Origin of the sequence: Brevundimonas sp. EAKA, assembly GCF_000698025.1 — a bacterium.
Classification (GTDB): Bacteria; Pseudomonadota; Alphaproteobacteria; order Caulobacterales; family Caulobacteraceae; genus Brevundimonas; species Brevundimonas mediterranea_A.
The window spans coordinates 1-18011 of sequence record NZ_JMQR01000063.1; the positions used below are offsets into that span (position 1 = coordinate 1).

Annotated in this window: 21 protein-coding genes; 19 read left to right on the forward strand and 2 right to left on the reverse strand. The window is 66.6% G+C overall.

Translation table 11 applies throughout. The features are described 5' to 3' along the window. The 15 genes from ER13_RS10345 to ER13_RS10415 all read left to right on the forward strand — a co-directional run. A partial coding sequence (locus ER13_RS10345; RefSeq protein WP_035309020.1) for a molybdopterin-dependent oxidoreductase occupies positions 1–694 on the forward strand: 694 nt, incomplete at its 5' end. A 3-nt stretch (positions 695–697) separates the two neighbouring features. Continuing rightward, entirely contained in the window at positions 698–1777 is a 1080-nt protein-coding gene (gene nuoH / locus ER13_RS10350) for an NADH-quinone oxidoreductase subunit NuoH (RefSeq protein WP_035309021.1), read from the forward strand. Further along, complete coding sequence (locus ER13_RS10355; protein ID WP_035309023.1) at positions 1778–2011, forward strand: hypothetical protein; 234 nt, start codon at positions 1778–1780, stop codon at positions 2009–2011. Next, the gene (locus ER13_RS10360) at positions 2008–2232 is read left to right on the forward strand and encodes a hypothetical protein (protein ID WP_008262419.1); all 225 of its coding nucleotides are present in this window, start codon (positions 2008–2010) and stop codon (positions 2230–2232) included. The genes ER13_RS10355 and ER13_RS10360 overlap by 4 nt, the downstream gene beginning before the upstream one ends. Further along, positions 2232–2723 carry an NADH-quinone oxidoreductase subunit NuoI gene (nuoI, locus tag ER13_RS10365; RefSeq protein WP_008264332.1) on the forward strand — a complete coding sequence of 164 codons (492 nt, stop codon included), beginning with the start codon at positions 2232–2234 and terminating at the stop codon, positions 2721–2723. Before ER13_RS10360 ends, nuoI begins: the two co-directional genes overlap by 1 nt. A 72-nt stretch (positions 2724–2795) precedes the next feature. Further along, positions 2796–3422, forward strand: coding sequence for an NADH-quinone oxidoreductase subunit J (locus ER13_RS10370; RefSeq protein WP_008262516.1), 627 nt, complete (start codon positions 2796–2798; stop codon positions 3420–3422). Then, entirely contained in the window at positions 3422–3730 is a 309-nt protein-coding gene (gene nuoK, locus ER13_RS10375) for an NADH-quinone oxidoreductase subunit NuoK (RefSeq protein ID WP_008264046.1), read from the forward strand. The genes ER13_RS10370 and nuoK overlap by 1 nt, the downstream gene beginning before the upstream one ends. 2 nt (positions 3731–3732) lie before the next feature. After that, positions 3733–5826: an NADH-quinone oxidoreductase subunit L gene (nuoL, locus tag ER13_RS10380; protein WP_008258936.1), complete on the forward strand. Its 2094-nt coding sequence runs from the start codon at positions 3733–3735 to the stop codon at positions 5824–5826. 4 nt (positions 5827–5830) lie between these two features. Further along, the gene (locus ER13_RS10385) at positions 5831–7315 is read left to right on the forward strand and encodes an NADH-quinone oxidoreductase subunit M (protein WP_035309026.1); all 1485 of its coding nucleotides are present in this window, start codon (positions 5831–5833) and stop codon (positions 7313–7315) included. A gap of 8 nt (positions 7316–7323) precedes the next feature. Beyond that, positions 7324–8766, forward strand: a complete 1443-nt coding sequence (gene nuoN / locus ER13_RS10390) for an NADH-quinone oxidoreductase subunit NuoN (RefSeq protein WP_008260532.1) — start codon at positions 7324–7326, stop codon at positions 8764–8766. A 4-nt stretch (positions 8767–8770) separates the two neighbouring features. Next, positions 8771–9520, forward strand: a complete 750-nt coding sequence (locus ER13_RS10395; protein ID WP_035309027.1) for a biotin--[acetyl-CoA-carboxylase] ligase — start codon at positions 8771–8773, stop codon at positions 9518–9520. Position 9521: 1 nt separating this feature from the next. Next, on the forward strand, positions 9522–10298 hold the full coding sequence (locus ER13_RS10400; RefSeq protein WP_035309029.1) for a type III pantothenate kinase: 777 nt from the start codon (positions 9522–9524) through the stop codon (positions 10296–10298). Then, on the forward strand, positions 10299–11972 hold the full coding sequence (locus tag ER13_RS10405; RefSeq protein ID WP_035309031.1) for a ribonuclease J: 1674 nt from the start codon (positions 10299–10301) through the stop codon (positions 11970–11972). A gap of 54 nt (positions 11973–12026) precedes the next feature. Then, positions 12027–12935 carry a hypothetical protein gene (locus ER13_RS10410; RefSeq protein WP_008263175.1) on the forward strand — a complete coding sequence of 303 codons (909 nt, stop codon included), beginning with the start codon at positions 12027–12029 and terminating at the stop codon, positions 12933–12935. 39 nt (positions 12936–12974) lie between these two features. Next, the gene (locus tag ER13_RS10415) at positions 12975–13313 is read left to right on the forward strand and encodes a DUF3088 family protein (RefSeq protein ID WP_008258985.1); all 339 of its coding nucleotides are present in this window, start codon (positions 12975–12977) and stop codon (positions 13311–13313) included. 24 nt (positions 13314–13337) lie between these two features. Here ER13_RS10415 and ER13_RS10420 read toward each other — a convergent pair whose 3' ends face one another. Beyond that, positions 13338–13691, reverse strand: a complete 354-nt coding sequence (locus tag ER13_RS10420) for a 5-carboxymethyl-2-hydroxymuconate Delta-isomerase (RefSeq protein WP_008259371.1) — start codon at positions 13689–13691, stop codon at positions 13338–13340. Between the two features lie 76 nt (positions 13692–13767). Between ER13_RS10420 and ER13_RS10425 the strand changes: the two genes are divergently transcribed. From ER13_RS10425 to ER13_RS10440, 4 genes are all read left to right on the forward strand, one after another. Then, positions 13768–14034 carry a DUF1467 family protein gene (locus ER13_RS10425; RefSeq protein ID WP_052005038.1) on the forward strand — a complete coding sequence of 89 codons (267 nt, stop codon included), beginning with the start codon at positions 13768–13770 and terminating at the stop codon, positions 14032–14034. Positions 14035–14111: 77 nt separating this feature from the next. Continuing rightward, positions 14112–15428, forward strand: coding sequence for a proline--tRNA ligase (gene proS, locus ER13_RS10430; protein ID WP_035309033.1), 1317 nt, complete (start codon positions 14112–14114; stop codon positions 15426–15428). Continuing rightward, on the forward strand, positions 15425–16711 hold the full coding sequence (locus tag ER13_RS10435) for a lipoprotein-releasing ABC transporter permease subunit (protein ID WP_154725279.1): 1287 nt from the start codon (positions 15425–15427) through the stop codon (positions 16709–16711). The genes proS and ER13_RS10435 overlap by 4 nt, the downstream gene beginning before the upstream one ends. After that, positions 16704–17408 (forward strand): ABC transporter ATP-binding protein, encoded by a 705-nt coding sequence (locus ER13_RS10440; protein WP_008262155.1) that lies wholly within the window; start codon positions 16704–16706, stop codon positions 17406–17408. The genes ER13_RS10435 and ER13_RS10440 overlap by 8 nt, the downstream gene beginning before the upstream one ends. 30 nt (positions 17409–17438) lie before the next feature. Here ER13_RS10440 and msrA read toward each other — a convergent pair. Beyond that, positions 17439–18011: peptide-methionine (S)-S-oxide reductase MsrA (gene msrA / locus ER13_RS10445; RefSeq protein ID WP_035309039.1), on the reverse strand; the 573-nt coding region annotated here is incomplete at its 5' end.

Below are 18011 nucleotides of genomic sequence, written 5' to 3' on the forward strand. Positions count from 1 at the left end.
GGCCGCCGTCCTGAACGCCCTGGGCGCCCTGGCCAAGAAGGTCGGCGTCATCAGCGAAGGCTGGAACGGCTTCAACGTTCTGCACCACGCCGCCGCGCGCGTCGGCGGTCTGGACATGGGCTTCGTGCCGACCGAAGGCGGTCTGACGGCAGCGGACATGCTGAAGCCGGGCGCGCTGGACGTGCTGTTCCTGCTGGGCGCCGACGAGGTCGATCCGACCGGCTCGAACGCCTTCCGCGTCTATCTGGGCAGCCACGGCGACCGCGGCGCGCACGGCGCCGACGTCATCCTTCCGGGCGCGGCCTATACCGAGAAGTCGGGCCTGTACGTCAACACCGAGGGCCGGGTGCAGATGGCCGAACGCGTCGTCTTCCCCAAGGGCGAGGCCAAGGAAGACTGGGCCATCATCCGCGCCCTGTCCGCCCGTGTCGACCAGACCCTGGCATACGACACCCTGGACCAGCTGCGCGCCAGGCTGATGGCCGATCATCCGACCTTCGGCCGGATCGACTATCTGCCGACGCCGGCCGCCTTTGATCCGTCCAAGCTGGGCGTCAAGGGCGACCTGGGCGACCGGGTCTTCGCCTCGGCGATTACGGACCCCTATCTTTCCAACCCGATCGCGCGCGCCAGCGCGACCATGGCCGAGCTGTCCGCCCTGCGGATCGCCCCGGTCGCGATGGCGGCGGAGTAAGTTATGGACGCTGCTGTTTCCTTCTGGGCCACGCCGGGCGGCTGGACGCTGATCACGGTCGGTCAGATCCTGCTGATCACGGTTGGCGTGCTGATCGCCGTCGCCTTCCTGCTGCTGGCCGACCGTAAGGTCTGGGCCTCGGTGCAGATGCGCAAGGGACCGAACGTCGTCGGCCCCTTCGGCCTGCTGCAATCCTTCGCCGACATGCTGAAGTTCGTGCTCAAGGAGGTGGTCATCCCCTCCGGCGCCGACAAGGCGGTCTTCATCCTGGCGCCGATCATCACCGTCATTCTGGCCTTCATGGCCTGGGCCGTGATCCCGTTCGCGCCGGGCTGGGTGGTGTCCGACCTGAACGTCGGCATCCTGTACATCTTCGCGGTCTCGTCGCTGGGCGTGTACGGCATCATCATGGGCGGCTGGGCTTCGAACTCGAAGTATCCGTTCCTGGGATCGCTGCGTTCGGCGGCGCAGATGGTGTCCTATGAAGTCTCGCTGGGCCTGATCATCATCAATGTGATCCTGCTGGCCGGCACCATGAACCTGTCGCAGATCGTCGAGGGCCAGAGCGGCTATTTCTGGAACTGGTACGCCTTCGGCGGCGGGCAGGGCACCTGGCCCCTGATCGTCATCCTGTTCCCGATGTCGATCGTCTTCTTCGTCTCGGCCCTGGCGGAAACCAACCGGCCGCCGTTCGACCTGCCGGAAGCGGAATCCGAGCTCGTGGCCGGCTATCAGGTCGAATACAGCTCGACCACCTATCTGCTGTTCATGATGGGCGAGTACGTCAACATCGTCTTCATGTCGGCGATGATGAGCATCCTGTTCTTCGGCGGCTGGAACCCCGGCTTCCTGTCGCAGGAGACGCTGGACGGCCTGCCGGCCTGGATCGCCTATACGATCTATCTGCTGACCTTCCTCACCAAGACGGTGTTCTGGTTCCTGGCCATCGCTCTGGTGAAGGCCTTCGTGCCCCGCTACCGCTACGACCAGCTGATGCGCCTGGGCTGGAAGATCTTCCTGCCCGCGTCGCTGGTGGCCGTGGTCATCACCGCCGCCTGGCGCGTCTTCGCGGTGGGTGCGTAGATGAGCCCACGCACCGTCATCCTGTCCCTGGTCGCGTCGTGGGGCCTCGCCGCCTGCACATTCGCGCCCATCGCCGCTCCGGCGCCGACCGATCCGGCCGCGTCCCTGGAGCGGCGCGAGGATGACGCGCGCCGCGGCGGCGAACGGGTCAACCTGTGCCGGATGATGAACCGGGACGATCCGCGCTATAAGGACATGGACTGCAAGGACGTGCTGCGGGGAGGCGGGGCATGAACCGTCTGAGCCTCATGCTGCTGGCGTTCGCACCCCTGACGACGGCTTGTGCGCCCGATACGCGCATGCCCGAGTCCGGCTATCAATGGGAACGCCGCCAGGAGCGCATCGAGCGTGAATGGCGCGACGGCCAGGCCAAAGGCCAGACTCAGGGAGCGGCCCCGGCCGCCCCCGCCCAGACTTCAACCAACGGCGCCCCGGCGCCAGAGGATCGCTTCTGATGTTCACTCGTATCGCCCAGGCCGCCAAGGGCGCGATGATGCTCGACGCCATCGGCGCCATCGGCCTGACCCTGAAGTACATGGCCCGCCCCAAGGCGACCGTGAACTATCCGTTCGAGCGGAACCCGCAGTCGCCGCGCTTCCGCGGCGAGCACGCCCTGCGCCGTTATCCGAGCGGCGAGGAACGCTGCATCGCCTGCAAGCTGTGCGAGGCCATCTGCCCCGCCCAGGCCATCACCATCGAGGCCGAACCGCGCGCCGACGGCAGCCGCCGCACGACCCGCTACGACATCGACATGGTCAAGTGCATCTACTGCGGCCTGTGTCAGGAGGCCTGCCCGGTGGACGCCATCGTCGAGGGGCCGAACTCCGAATACGCCGTCGAAACGCGCGAGGAGCTGCTGTTCGACAAGGCCCGACTGCTCGACAATGGGGATCGCTGGGAACGGCAGATCGCCAAGAATCTGGAACTCGACGCGCCTTACCGCTAAGGCGCTCACGCTAACGGGTCGGCGATTCCCAAACGGGGGTCGCGGCCGCTACGAAAGGGGCTTCGTCCCGACATGCTGCAAGGCATAGCCTTCTATCTGCTGGCGGCGACCGCCGTGGTGTCCGGCCTTCTGGTCGTGACCGCGCGCAATCCGGTGCACAGCGTGCTGTGGTTGATCCTCGCCTTCTTCTCGGCGGCGGGTCTGTTCGTCCTGCTGGGGGCCGAGTTCCTGGCCATGCTGCTGGTCGTCGTCTACGTCGGCGCGGTCGCCGTGCTGTTCCTGTTCGTCGTCATGATGCTGGACGTCGACTTCCTGAAGCTGCGCGAGGGCTACGCTCGATACCTGCCCATCGGGGCCGTCATCGCCGCCGTTCTGCTGGCCGAGATGATCCTGGTGTCCAGCGCCGTCATCCAGGGCGGGGCGACCGCCGGTCTGGCCGGGCCCGGCGCGCCCGATCCCGACATGAGCAATGTCGAGGCCATCGGCCGGGTGCTCTACACCGACTATATCTACTTCTTCCAGGCGGCCGGGATCGTGCTGCTGATCGCCATGATCGGGGCCATCACCCTGACCCTGCGCCACAAGCCGCATATCAAGCGCCAGAACATCACCGACCAGGTCAACCGCTCCGCCGCCAAGGCGATGGAGGTCAAATCGGTCCAGACCGGGCAGGGCGTCTCGCCCGAGGAGCTTCTCTGATGGACATCGGTCTCATCCATTATCTCAGCGTGGCGGCGATCCTGTTCACCATCGGGGTCTTCGGCATCTTCGTGAACCGCAAGAACGTCATCATCATCCTGATGTCGATCGAGCTGATCCTGCTGGCCGTGAACATCAACTTCGTCGCCTTCTCGACCTATCTGAACGACATCAGCGGGCAGATCATGGCCATGTTCGTCCTGACCGTCGCCGCGGCCGAGGCCGCCGTCGGCCTGGCCATCCTGGTGACCTTCTTCCGTAACCGCGGCGACATCGCCGTCGACGACGCCTCCGTGATGAAGGGCTGAGCGTGAACCTCCACACCCTGATCATTCTCGGGATCTTCGCCCCGCTGCTGGGCGCGACCGTCGCCGGCCTGTTCGGCCGCCGCATCGGCGACATCCCGTCGCAGACCCTCACGACCGGTCTGCTGTTCTTCTCGTGCGCCGTCGCCTGGACGGTGTTCGGCCAGTGGACCTGGGGCCATCTGGAGCCCTTCACCATCCGCCTGGCGCCTTTTATCAATGTGGGCGACTTCCAGTCGTCCTGGTCGATCCGCATCGACGCCCTGTCGGCGACCATGCTGATCGTGGTCACCAGCGTCTCGTCGCTGGTCCACCTGTATTCCTGGGGCTATATGGCCGAGGACGACAGCCGGCCGCGCTTCTTCGCCTATCTGTCCCTGTTCACCTTCATGATGCTGGCGCTGGTGACGGCCGCCGACTTCATGCAGCTGTTCTTCGGCTGGGAAGGCGTGGGTCTGGCCTCGTATCTGCTGATCGGCTTCTGGTTCAAGAAGCCGACCGCCAGCGCCGCCGCCATCAAGGCCTTCGTCGTCAACCGCGTCGGCGACTTCGGCTTCGTCCTGGGCATCATCACCATCTTCTGGATGTACGGGACGATCGAGTTCTCGGAACTGTTCCCGTTGGTGGCCACAAAGGCCGGCACGACCTGGGAGTTCCTGGGCGTACAGTGGTCCGCGCTCGACCTGGCCGGCTTCCTGCTGTTCATCGGCGCCATGGGCAAGTCGGCCCAGTTCTTCCTGCACACCTGGCTGCCGGACGCGATGGAAGGCCCGACCCCGGTCTCGGCCCTGATCCACGCCGCCACCATGGTGACCGCCGGCGTCTATATGGTCTGCCTGCTGTCGCCCATCTATGAGTATGCGCCGGGCGCCTCGCAGATCATCGCCATCATCGGCGCGATCACGGCCCTGTTCGCCGCCACGGTCGGCCTGACCCAGAACGACATCAAGCGGGTCATCGCCTATTCGACCTGTTCGCAACTGGGCTACATGTTCTTCGCGGCGGGCGTCGGCGCCTATCAGGCGGCCATGTTCCACCTGTTCACCCACGCCTTCTTCAAGGCCCTGCTGTTCCTGGGCGCCGGTTCGGTGATCCACGGCATGCACCACGAGCAGGACATGCGGAAGATGGGCGGGCTGTGGAAGCTGCTGCCGATCACCTATGCCGTCATGACCATCGGCACCATCGCCATCACCGGCCTGGGCATCCCCGGCGTCGGCGGCTTCGCGGGCTTCTATTCGAAGGACTCGATCATCGAGAGCGCCTTCGCCTCGGCCGCCTCGGGCCATTCGGCGGTCGGCATGTTCGCCTTCTCCATCGGTCTGATCGCGGCCGGTCTGACGGCCTATTATTCCTGGCGCCTGATCTTCATGACCTTCCACAACAAGCCGGTGTGGAAGGAAGAGGGCGACGCCCATCATGCCGACGATCACGCCTCGCACGCCCAGCTGGAAACCCATTCCGAGCCGGTCTCCGATGCGCACGCCCATGACGACCATGCGCATGACGATCATGGCCATCACGGTCCGCTGCAACCGCACGAGAGCCCCTGGGTCATGCTGGTTCCGCTGATCCTGCTGTCGGTCGGCGCCGTCGCCGCAGGCTTCGTGTTCGCGCCGCACTTCATCGGCCATCACGAGCATGAGTTCTGGCGCGGGGCCATCTTCACCGGCGAGCACAACCACGTGCTTCACGAAAGCCACGACGTCCCGACCTGGGTGAAGTGGTCGCCGCTGATCCTGACCCTGACCGGTACGGCCTTCGCCTACTGGATCTATGTCGCCCGCGAAGGCATGGGCCGTCGCATGGCCGAGCGGGGCGGGTTCCTGTACAACTTCCTGTACAACAAGTGGTATTTCGACGAGTTGTACGACTTCGTCTTCGTGCGCGGCTTCAAGGCCGTGGGCGACGTCTTCTGGAAGATCGTCGACGTGAAGATCATCGACGGCCTCGGCCCGAACGGCGCCGCCTGGGCGTCGCTGAAATCCGCCGCACGACTGGGCAAGCTCCAGTCTGGCTTCGTCTATCATTATGCCTTCGTGATGCTGCTCGGGGTGGCCGGTCTGCTCACCTTCGCCATCCTCGCGTGGGGAGCCTGAGCCCGTGCCCTACATCCTGAGCCTCGTTACATTCCTGCCGCTGGTCGGCGCCCTGGCGATCTTCCTCGCCCGGCTGGCGTCCAAGTCCCAGGACGCCGCCGCCCCGGCCGCCCGCTGGATCGCCCTGATCACGACCCTGGTCGTGCTGGGGGTCTCGGTCGTGCTGGTCTCCGGCTTCGATCCGTCGAACGTCAGCTATCAGTTCGTCGAAATGGTCCCCTGGTTCGCCGGGGCCAGCTATCATCTGGGCGTCGATGGGATTTCGATCCTGTTCGTCCTGCTGACGGCCTTCCTGATGCCGATCTGCATCCTGGCCAGCTGGAAATCGATCGAGACGCGCGTCGTCGAATATATGATCGCCTTCCTGGTGCTGGAGACCCTGGTCATCGGCGTCTTCACGGCGCTGGACCTGTATCTCTTCTACATCTTCTTCGAAGGCACCCTGGTGCCGATGTTCCTGATCATCGGCATCTGGGGCGGCGCCAACCGAATCTACGCCGCCTACAAGTTCTTCCTCTACACCCTGCTGGGGTCGGTGCTGATGCTGCTGGCCATGCTGTGGATGTCGCACACCGCCGGCACCACCAGCATTCCCGAGCTGAAGCAGTACGCGTTCGACCCGGCGGTTCAGCCCCTGTTGTGGCTGGCCTTCTTCGCCTCCTTCGCGGTGAAGATGCCGATGTGGCCGGTTCACACCTGGCTGCCCGACGCCCACGTTCAGGCGCCGACGGCGGGTTCGGTCATCCTGGCCGGCATCCTGCTGAAGCTGGGCGGTTACGGCTTCATCCTGTTCAACGTGCCGATGTTCCCGGTCGCGTCCGAGATGTTCCGCCCGCTGGTCTTCACCCTGTCGGTCATCGCCATCGTCTATACGTCGCTGGTCGCCTGGCGTCAGACGGACATGAAGAAGCTGATCGCCTATTCGTCGATCGCCCACATGGGCTTCGTCACCCTGGGCATCTTCTCGGGCAACTATCAGGGCATGCAGGGCGCGGTGTTCCAGATGATCAGCCACGGTCTGATCTCGGGCGCGCTGTTCCTGTGCGTCGGCGTCGTCTACGACCGGATGCATACGCGTGAGATCGCCTTCTACGGCGGCCTGACCTCGCGCATGCCCTGGTTCGCCGCCATCTTCCTGATGTTCACCATGGCCAACGTCGGCCTGCCGGGCACCTCGGGCTTCATCGGCGAAGTCCTGACCATGACGGGCGCCTATCAGGCCTCGACCTGGGCGGCCCTGGTTGCGGCCTCGGGCGTCATCTTCTCGGCCGTCTATGCCCTGACCCTGTACCGTTCGGTCATGTTCGGCGAGATCACCAATCCGAAGCTGATGACCATCGCCGACATCGACAAGCGTGAGCTGCTGCTGTTCGTGCCGCTGATCCTCGGCACCCTGTGGCTGGGCGTCCATCCGGCCGCCGTCCTCGATTACACCGGGCCCGCCGTCGAGGCCCTGACCAATGCCTATCGCGTCGCGATCGGCGGGTGAGACCAAGCATGCCTGATCTGTCCTCCGCCCTGCACCTCGCCGCCTCGGAGCTGACCCTCGCGGTCGGCGCCCTGGTCCTGCTGATGGTCGGCGCCTTCATCGGCGACAAGAGCGCCCGGCTGGTGTCCATCCTGTCGGTCCTGCTGCTGATCGCCGCCGCCGTCCTCGCCTTCATGGGACCGTGGGGCGTCGCCTTCAACGGCGCCTATGTGGCCGATCCGCTGGCCATCTACGGCAAGAGCGTCATCTATCTGTCCGCCGCCGTGGCCATCGTCCTGGGCGACGGCTGGATGAAGCGCACCCACATCGCCAAGTTCGAATATCCGGTCCTGATCGTGCTGGCCTCGGTCGGCATGGGGATGATGGCGTCCTCGGGCGACCTGATCTCCATGTATGTCGGCATCGAGCTGCATTCGCTGGCCCTGTACGTCCTGGCCGCCTTCCACCGCGACGACGTCAAGGCGTCGGAAGCGGGCCTGAAATATTTCGTCCTCGGCGCCCTGTCGTCGGGCCTGCTGCTGTACGGCTCCAGCCTGATCTACGGCTTCGCCGGTTCGATGCGGTTCGAGGACATCGCCGCCTTTGCCGTCGATCACCCCAGCCCCGGCCTGGTGTTCGGTCTGGTCTTCCTGATCTGCGGTCTGGCGTTCAAGGTCTCGGCCGCGCCCTTCCACATGTGGACGCCCGACGTGTACGAAGGCGCCCCGACCCCGGTCGTGGCCCTGTTCGCCACGGCGCCCAAGGTCGCCGCCATGGTCCTGATCGCCCGCGCCCTGGAGGGCGGCTTCAGCGAGGCCCACGCCCAGTGGTCGCAGGTCCTGGTCGCCATCTCCCTGATCAGCTTCGTCGTCGGCGCCTTCGGCGGCCTGGTGCAGAAGGATGTCCAGCGCCTGCTGGCCTATTCGTCGATCGCCAACATCGGCTACGCCCTGCTGGGCATCGCGGCCGGCACCAGCGAAGGCCTGCAGGCCATGCTGATGTTCATGACCCTGTATGTCATCGACCAACTGGGCTTCTTCGCCATCCTGCTCAGCCTGTCCAAGTCGGGCCGGCCGATCCGCCGCATCGCCGATCTGGCGGGTCTGAAGAAGGATCGTCCGGTCACGGCCGTGGCCCTGACCGTCCTGTCGCTGTCGGTCCTGGGCATGCCGCCGTTCTCGGGCTTCTGGGGCAAGTATTATGTCTTCGGCGCCGCCGCCGACGCCGGCCTGTGGCCGGTGGCTGCGGCCGGTCTGGTCGCCTCGGTCGTCGCCGCCTTCTATTATCTGCGCATCATCAAGCTGATGTGGTTCGACGCACCCGTGGACGACATCCAGATGGACAAGTCCTCGCCGGAGACCAGCATCATCGGCTGGGCCTGCGCCGCCTTCGCCTTCCCGCTGGTGATTGTCGGTCTGACCTGGCTGGAGCCGCTGACCAAGGTTGCGAGCGCCGGCTTCGGGAACGGTTAGGGCGTTGACGCCCGCCCCTCTGGTCATCCTCGACGAGATCGACTCGACGCTGTCGGAAGCCCGGCGGCTGGCGGAGGCGGGCGAGGTCGGCCCGAAGTGGATCATCGCGCGCCGCCAGACGGCGGGGCGTGGCCGGCGCGGCCGAAGCTGGGTGGACAAGCCCGGCAATCTGGCCGCGACCTTGCTGATCCGGGTTCATGCGTCGCCGCGCGAGGCGGCTCAGGCGACCTTCATCGCCGCCCCGGCCGTCGCCGACCTGCTGGACGTCTTCGTCTCGCCGGCCCTGGTCTCGATCAAATGGCCGAACGACGTCCTGCTGGACGGCCGCAAGGCGTGCGGCATCCTGGTTGAAAGCGGCGCGCATGCGTCCGGCGGGCTCTGGCTGGCCGTCGGCATCGGCGTCAACCTGGCCCATGCGCCCGAGGGAACCGAGAAGGCTTCGGCGGCGATCGCGGAAAAACTGCGCGAGGACCTCGCCTTCGCCCCACCGGTCGAAGCCGCCGCCGAGATCCTGGCCGAGACCTTCGCCGTCTGGTGGGGGCGCTGGCAGACGATGGGCTTCGAGCCGGTGCTGGACGCCTGGACCAGCCGTCTGACCGGGCTGAACGGCCCGTGCACCGCGCGTCTGGACAACGAAACGATCGAGGGCCTGGCCGAGGGTGTGGAGCCTGACGGGGCCTTGCGCCTGCGTCTGGCCGACGGTTCGGTTCGCCTGATTTCGGCCGGCGACGTCTTCTTCGGCAAGGCCGCCTGACATGCTGCTCGCCATCGAACAGGGCAACACCAATACGCTGTTCGCCGTCCACGACGGCTCGGACTGGATCGCCCAGTGGCGCGCCGCCACCGAGGCCAGCCGCACCGCCGACGAATACGCCGTCTGGCTGAACCAGTTGATGGTCATGAAGGGGCTGGAGTTCGCCGCCCTGACCGGCTGCATCATCTCCAGCGTCGTGCCCCAGTCGATCTTCAACCTGCGCAATCTGTCGCGCCGCTATCTGAACATCGAACCCCTGGTGATCGGCGAGAACGCCCAACTGGGCATAGAGGTGCGGATCGCCAAGCCCAGCGAGGCCGGCGCCGACCGCCTGGTCAACGCCATCGGGGCCAAGCTGGTCTATCCGGGCGACCTGATCGTCATCGACAGCGGCACGGCCACCACCTTCGACATCGTCGCCGACGACGGCGCCTTCGAAGGCGGTCTGATCGCCCCCGGCATCAATCTGTCGCTCCAGGCCCTGCACGAGGCGGCGGCCAAATTGCCGCGCATCGCCATCCAGCGCCCCGACCACGTCATCGGCAAGGGCACGGTCGAGGCCATGCAGTCCGGCGTCTTCTGGGGCTATATTTCGTTGATCGAAGGCCTGGTCGCGCGCATCAAGGCGGAATGGGCGCGGCCCATGACCGTCATCGGCACCGGCGGCGTCGCCAGCCTGTTCGAAGGCGCGACCGACAGCATCGATCACTTCGATCCCGACCTGACTATTCGCGGCCTCCTGGAAATCTGGCGTCGTAACGCCCAAATGACTGACTGAATGAAAAAGCAAAACCAAGACGAACTCGTTTTCCTGCCGCTGGGCGGCTCGGACGAGGTCGGTATGAACCTCAACGCCTATGGCTTCGGGCCAGAGGCTGATCGTGAATGGCTGATCGTCGATGTCGGCGTCACCTTCGGCGACCTGTCCACGCCCGGCGTGGACGTGATCGTGCCCGATCCTTCCTATCTGGAAGGCGAGACGATCAAGGGCATCGTCCTGACCCATGCGCACGAAGACCATATCGGCGCCCTGGGCTGGCTGTGGCCGCGCATCAAGGCGCCGATCTACGCCACCCCCTTCACCGCCTATCTGATCCGGGACAAGCTGCGCGAACGCGGCATCCTGGACGAGGTCGAGCTGATCGAGGTGCCGCTGGGCGGCACGGTCGACATCGGCTCGTTCGGCGTCACCTTCGTCAACATGAGCCACTCGATCGCCGAGCCGAGCGGCCTTGCCATCGACACCCCCCTGGGCGTGGTGTTCCACACCGGGGACTGGAAGATCGACGACCAGCCGATCATCGGCGAGAAGACCGACGCCCCCGCCATTCGCGCCATGGGCGACGAGGGCGTGCTGGCCATGGTCTGCGATTCGACCAATGTCTTCGTGCCGGGCGTCGCCGGGTCCGAGGGCGATGTGGCCGTTGCGATCACCAAGCTGATCTCCAGCCTCAAGGGCCGGGTTGCGGTGGGCTGTTTCGCCTCGAACGTCGCCCGGATGGACAGCGTCATCCGCGCCGCCGAGGCCTGCGGCCGTCGCGTGTCCCTGGCCGGCCGTTCGATGCACCGGATTACGGCGGCGGCCAAACACGTCGGCATGCTGCAGGACGTCAAACCCTTCCTGTCGGACGAGGAGGCCCGCGTCTGGCCCGCCGACCAGATCCTGTATCTGTGCACCGGCAGCCAGGGCGAGGCGAGGGCGGCCCTGTCGCGCGTCGCCGACGGCACTCATCCGGTCGTGAAGCTGGGCCTGGGCGACCACTGTATCTTCTCGTCGCGCCAAATTCCCGGCAACGAACTTGCCATCGGCAATCTGCAGGATCGTCTCGCGGACCGGGGCGTGCGCCTCTACACCGAGAAGGACCATCCCGGCATCCACGTCTCGGGCCACCCGTGCCGCGACGAGTTGAAGCAGATGTACGAATGGGTCCGGCCGCAGATCGCGGTGCCCACCCACGGCGTGCGCCGCTTCCTGCTGGAACACGCCAATCTGGCCAAGGACATCGGCGTCAAGGAAACCGTCACGCCGCGCAACGGCGACATGGTTCGCCTGGCCCCCGGGCCGGCCAAGATCATCGACGAAGTGCCGAACGGTCGCCTGTACGTCGACGGCGGCATGCTGGTGACCGAACAGGGCGAGGCCCTGAAGGAACGCCGCCACGCCTCGACCAATGGCGTGCTGATCGTCAGCTTCGCCCTGGACAAGCGCGGCCGCATCGCCAGCGACATCGACATCCGCAGCGTCGGCCTGCCCGGCGACACCGCCACACCGTTGGGAGACGCCCTGGACAATCTGGCCGAGCGCGTCGAGCAGGTGATCAAGAGCCTGAAGGGCGACGCCCTGGACGACGAAATGGTCATCGAACAGGCCGTGGCTCGCGTGCTGAAGAAGGCCAGCCAGCAGATCTGGGATCGCCGTCCGATCGTCGAGACGGTCGTCCTGCGGGTCTGATGCAACCTTGACCGTTCAGGCGCATTTCTTGCGCCTGAACGGTTGGGGAAACTCATGTCAGACAAGCCCACGCGCGGCCGCCGTCTGCTGGAACGGGTGCGCCACGCCCGTTATCCGTTGCACGGCTGGCGGCGCTGGGCTGTGATCGCAGGGCAGGGGACGGCGGGCTTCGTCGCCCTCTTCGCCGCAGTGAACCTGGCGCTCAGCCTTTCGACCTTTCGCGGCGACGAGCCTTTGTCGCGCACCGTCCACGAACTGCGCGTCCTGTGGTTCAGTCCGCCGGACGGACAGCCGATGTCGCCGACCGCCTTTCCGACCGTCTATGGCCGCGACCTCGGCCCCGCGCCCGACACCGCCGCCATCCACGCCTATCTGGAACGGGAGGCCGAGGACGGGGTCTTTCTGCTGGACCATGTGATGGTGGACCGGATCCTGACGCTGAACGGACGGATCGACGCGCGCAGCCTGCCGTCCGGCGTCTATGTCGGCGCCCACGCCCTGGGGCCGGACCGCCCGCCGCTGGTGCCCGTGACCAAATACATGGGCCACTATCTGCTGTTCCCGCGCCACGCCTATATTCTGGTCGTGCCGCAGACGGGCCCGGCCATCGCTTTTTCCGCCAGCCAGAACGCCAAGTTCGGCGTCACGGATCACCCCGACCGTCTCTCGGCCGAGATCGCCCCCTATACGCCCGACGCCTATGACTTCCCCAGTTCGGGCGAGGCCCTGCACGAGATGACGCGGATCACCAGAGACCCAGCCCGCGTCGCCGAGGCGGTCGAGGCCCTGAAGGGCGCCCAGGCCCGACTGGAGGCCGAGGGCCTGACCTACGGCCTGCTGGCCCCGAACTCGAACACCGCCGTCGGCTGCGTGCTGGAACGGTCCGGCTCCATCACCCAGGCGGAGCGGTCATCCATCCTGTTGGCGTTACGCGCGCCGGGCTTCGGCGCAGCCTGCGAATAGACGTCTCGGAATCCGGCGGAGGTCCGCTATATCCCGTCCATGACCGAACGACTCTTCCTGCTGAATCCCGACTGGCATGACGACCAGGGCGGTCCCTGGTTCTGCCCGGCCGGCGCCTATGTGGAGGGCGTGCTGGCCTTCTATCCCCGGCTGAGGGACGTTCTTGATATCGTCTATCTGGACCACCCCCGGCCGCGCCCGCTGGTCATCGCCGAGGTCGGCGAAGCGCATCAGAGCTGCCCCATCCTGATCCTCGACGGCGAACTGGACTGGCCCGAGGCTCAGGTCAGCGAAACGACGGGGCGTCGCTTCCTGCAGGATCACGCCATCGCCCCCTATCTCGCGGCGCGCTACGGCGTCGGCCGGCCGCATCCCTGAGGCGCGACCGACCGCGATGTCGTCTCAGCCGAGCGTGGCCTTGCGATAGGTCTCGTTCAGTTCGAACACCTCGGCCGACACCTCGACCTTGCCGGCCGTGCGAGCCAGCGCGGCGGTCAGGATCTCCAGCACCTTTTCGCTCAGCGCGCTCTTCTGCTGCGGCGTGCGGCCCAGCATCAGGCCGACGCGGCAGGCCAGCATGGCGGTCTCGGGCGCGCCGTCGGCGATGACGACGTGATCCAGGGCGATCAGCCGGGTCTTGCAGGCCGACAGGGCGGCGCCGGCGATCTCGACTGCGGCCTGATGGATCTCCAGGGCGACCGGGGTCCAGTCGGCGTCCGCCAGGTGGCGGGTGTATTCCAGGGTGATCTGCGGCATGTCGGGGACTCGTCCAGAGGAGGCCGATCCTCTAGACCGGTTTCAACCGGGCGCCAAAGCCCGGACAGGAGGTCCCATGCCCATCGGCCCCATCACCATGTTCGGCATCTACATCATCGTCTGGTGGACGGTGTTGTTCGGCGTGCTGCCGCTGGGAACCTCGCGCGAGACCCACGAACCGCCGACGGACGGCGCCCAATGGGGTGCGCCGACGACGCCGAACCTGAAGCGCAAATTCATCACCACCACTTGGGTCGCAGCCATCGTCTGGGCCTTTGTCATGGTGCTGATCTTCACCGGCTGGCTGCCCCTGCCGGACTTCTCGCGCGCGCCGGCGGTCTAATCCCCATCCCGGCCTAGCTTTCGCCCCGGTCCAGCGGCTAAAGCCTTGGTCTGTCTCTACGCCTAGGATTTCCCATCATGCGCCTGTCGCGCTTTTTCCTGCCCACGTTGAAGGAAGCCCCTTCGGACGCCCAGATTGTCTCGCACCAGCTGATGCTGCGCGCAGGCATGATCAAGCAGGAGGCCGCCGGCATCTACGCCTGGCTGCCGCTGGGCCTGCGCGTGCTGCGCAAGATCGAGCAGATCGTCCGTGAAGAGCAGCAGCGGGCCGGCGCAGTCGAACTGCTGATGCCGACCCTGCAACTGGCCGACCTGTGGCGAGAGTCGGGGCGTTACGACGCCTATGGCCCCGAGATGCTGCGCATCACCGACCGTCATGAGCGCGAACTGCTGTACGGGCCGACCAACGAGGAGATGATCACCGACATCTTCCGCGCCTATGTGAAGTCCTACAAGTCGCTGCCGCTGAACCTGTTTCACATCCAGTGGAAGTTCCGCGACGAGCGCCGCCCCCGGTTCGGCGTTATGCGCGGCCGCGAGTTCCTGATGAAGGACGCCTATTCCTTCGACGTGGACGAGGCCTCGGCCCGCAAAGCCTACAACCGCATGTTCGTGGCCTATCTGAACACCTTCGCCCGCATGGGTCTTAAGGCCGTGCCGATGCGCGCCGACACCGGCCCGATCGGCGGCGACCTGAGCCATGAGTTCATCGTCCTGGCCGAAACGGGCGAGAGCGCGGTCTTCTGCGACAAGGCCCTGGTTGAAATGCCGGCGCCTGGGGCGGATGTGGAGTGGGACGATCTTCAGTCAATCGTTGATCAACGAACTGCGCTCTACGCCGCCACTGAGGAAATGCACGACGAAGCCCGGTTCGAGGCCGAGACCGCCGAGGGCGACCGCCTGTCGGCGCGCGGCATTGAGGTCGGCCACATCTTCTATTTCGGCACGAAATACTCGGCGCCGATGAAGGCCAAGGTCGCCGGGCCGGACGGTCAGGACGCTGAGGTCCATATGGGCAGCTACGGCGTCGGCGTGTCGCGTCTGCTGGGCGCCATCATCGAGGCCAGCCACGACGAGGGCGGCATCATCTGGCCCGACGCCGTGGCCCCGTTCGACGTGGTGGTGATCAATCTGCGCGCCAATGACGCCGCCGTCTCCGCCGCCTGCGAGGACGCGGTGGCCCAGCTGGAGAAACTGGGCAAGGACGTGCTGTACGACGACACCGACGAACGGCCGGGCGGCAAGTTCGCCACCGCCGACCTGATCGGCGTGCCGTGGCAACTGACCATCGGTCCCAAGGGCCTGGCCGACGGCGTGGTCGAGCTGAAGCGCCGCGCCACCGGCGAGAAGGTGTCCGTGCCCCTGGCCGAAGCCATCGAAAGGTTGACTGCTTGAACCTGCCGTCCCGTCCGTCCGGCGCCTTCTCCTCGTGGGAGATCGGCCTGGCCCTCCGCTACCTGCGCGCCAAGCGCAAGGAGGGCGGGGTGGCGACCATCGCGGTGATCAGCTTCATCGGCATCATGCTGGCTGTCGCGGTCCTGATCAGCGTCATGAGCATCATGGCCGGCTTCCGCTCGGAACTGCTGGGCCGGATGCTGTCGTTCAACGGCCATATGTACGTCCAGGGGCCGGTGCTGACGTCGGAAGACCGGGACGCCGCCCTGAAGCGGATCGCCGCCGTGCCCGGCGTGGTCAGCGTCACCCCGTTGAACGAAAGCCAGAGCCTGGTCCGGGTCGGCAACTTCACCACGGGCGCCATGGTGCGCGGCGTGCGGCCCCAGGATCTGGCCACCACCAAATACGTCTTCGACAGCCTGACGCCCAAGGAACGCGCCGACTTCGGCAAGGGCGCATACGGCGGCGACCGCATCCTGATGGGCGCGGCCCTGGCCAACTCCCTGGGCCTGCGGGTCGGGGATCCCGTCACCCTCTATTCCCCGACCGGCGCCGACAGCGCTTTCGGCAATCTGGGCGGTCTGGAAAAGACCTATTTCGTCGGCGGCCTGTTCCGCTCGGGCACGGCCGACTTCGACCGCGCCTTCCTGTTCATGCCGCTGGAGCAGCAGCAGCTGTTCTTCGGCAAGGAGGGGGTCTGGGACGCCATCGAGATCAAGGTCGACGACCCCGACCGCGTCGGCGAGCTGACCCCCGCCATCCGCGACGCCGCCGGCCCCGGATCTGTCATCAGCGACTGGCGCGAACGCCTGGCCGCCTTCTACGGCGCCCTGCGGGTCGAGCGGGTGGCCATGAGCATCATCCTGGGCCTGGTCGTCGCCATCGCCGCCATGAACATCATCTCCGGCATCGTCATGCTGGTGAAGAACAAGACGCGCGACATCGCCATCCTGCGCACCGTGGGCGCCAGTCCGTCGGCCATCCTGCGCATCTTCTTCATGTCCGGCGCCATGATCGGCGTGGCGGGCACCCTGGCGGGCCTCGCCCTGGGCCTGCTGTTCTGCTGGAACATCGGCACGATCCAGCACGCCATCGAGGCCGTGCTGGGCGTGCAACTGTTCAACGCCGACGTCTATCAGCTGGACGCCATCCCGGCCCTGGTCGATCCGATGGACGTGACCTGGGTCGCCCTGCTGTCCTTCAGCATGAGCTGCCTGGCCAGCCTGCCGCCGTCCTGGACGGCCTCTCGCATCGATCCTGTGGAGGCGCTCCGCTATGAGTAGGTCTCCCATCCTGTCGGTGCGCGGCCTGACCCGCACCTATGACACCGCCAACGGCGGCCTGACCGTGCTGAAGGGCGTGGATCTGGACGTCATGCCGGGCGAGATGGTCGGGCTGATCGGCCCCTCCGGCTCGGGCAAGTCCAGCCTGCTGCACGCCGCCGGCCTGCTGGAGAAGCCCACCGAGGGCACGGTCGCCATCGACGGCGAGATGGTGGGCGACCTCGACGAGCGCGCCCGCACCCGCCTGCGCCTGTCGCGGATCGGCTTCGTCTATCAGTTCCACCATCTGCTGGCCGAGTTCGACGCGCGCGACAATGTCGCCCTGCCGATGCGGATCGCGGGCATGAGCCTGGCCCAGGCGCGCCGTCAGGCCGAGGAGACGCTGACGACCCTGGGCCTGGGCGAACGCCTGACCCACCAGCCGGCTCAGCTGTCGGGCGGCGAGAAGCAACGCGTCGCCATCGCCCGGTCCCTGGCCAACAAGCCCCGCCTGCTGCTGGCCGACGAACCGACCGGCAACCTGGACCCGACCACCAGCCAGTCGGTGTTCGAATCCCTGCGTGACCTGGCCAAGACCACGGGCGTCGCCGCCCTGATCGCCACCCACAATATGGAGCTGGCCGGCCACATGGACCGCGTCTTCGCCCTGAAGGACGGCCATCTGGAAGAACGGGCGGCCCAAAGCCAGGCCTATTGAGCCAGGCCTAATGACATCTGGCGGACGCCGTCACCCAACGGCCGCGTCGCCCCAGATGGCGCGCAGCTGCTGGGGCCGGCGGCAGCCCTGGCGATAGGCCTCGTAATGGGCGCGGTTGCGGCGGGCGTAGTCCTGATGCTCAGGCCCGGCGGGCCAGAACCGCTGGACCCCGACGACCGGGGTGGTGAAGCTCTTGCCCAGAAAGCGCATGGCCGCATCGCGTGACGCCACAGCGGCCGCCCGCTGATCCGCCGTGGCGAACACCGCCGCGCGATAGGACGGCCCCTGGTCGCAGAACTGCCCGTTCGGATCGGTCGGGTCTATGGTGCGCCAGTAGCGGTCCACCAGGGCGCGATAGCTGACGACGCGGGGATCGAACGTGACCTGGACCGCCTCCATATGGCCGGTCCCGCCGCGCACCACCTGCTCATAGGTCGGGTTGGCCGTCTGGCCGCCGACGAAGCCCGACACGGCGGACCGCACCCCCGGCAGGCCGTCGAACGCCTTTTCCTCGGACCAGAAACAGCCGCCGGCGTAGACGGCCGACTGAAGCACCGGCCGGGCGGGTGGGGCCTGGGAGCGGTCGGCCCGGGGCATGCCTCG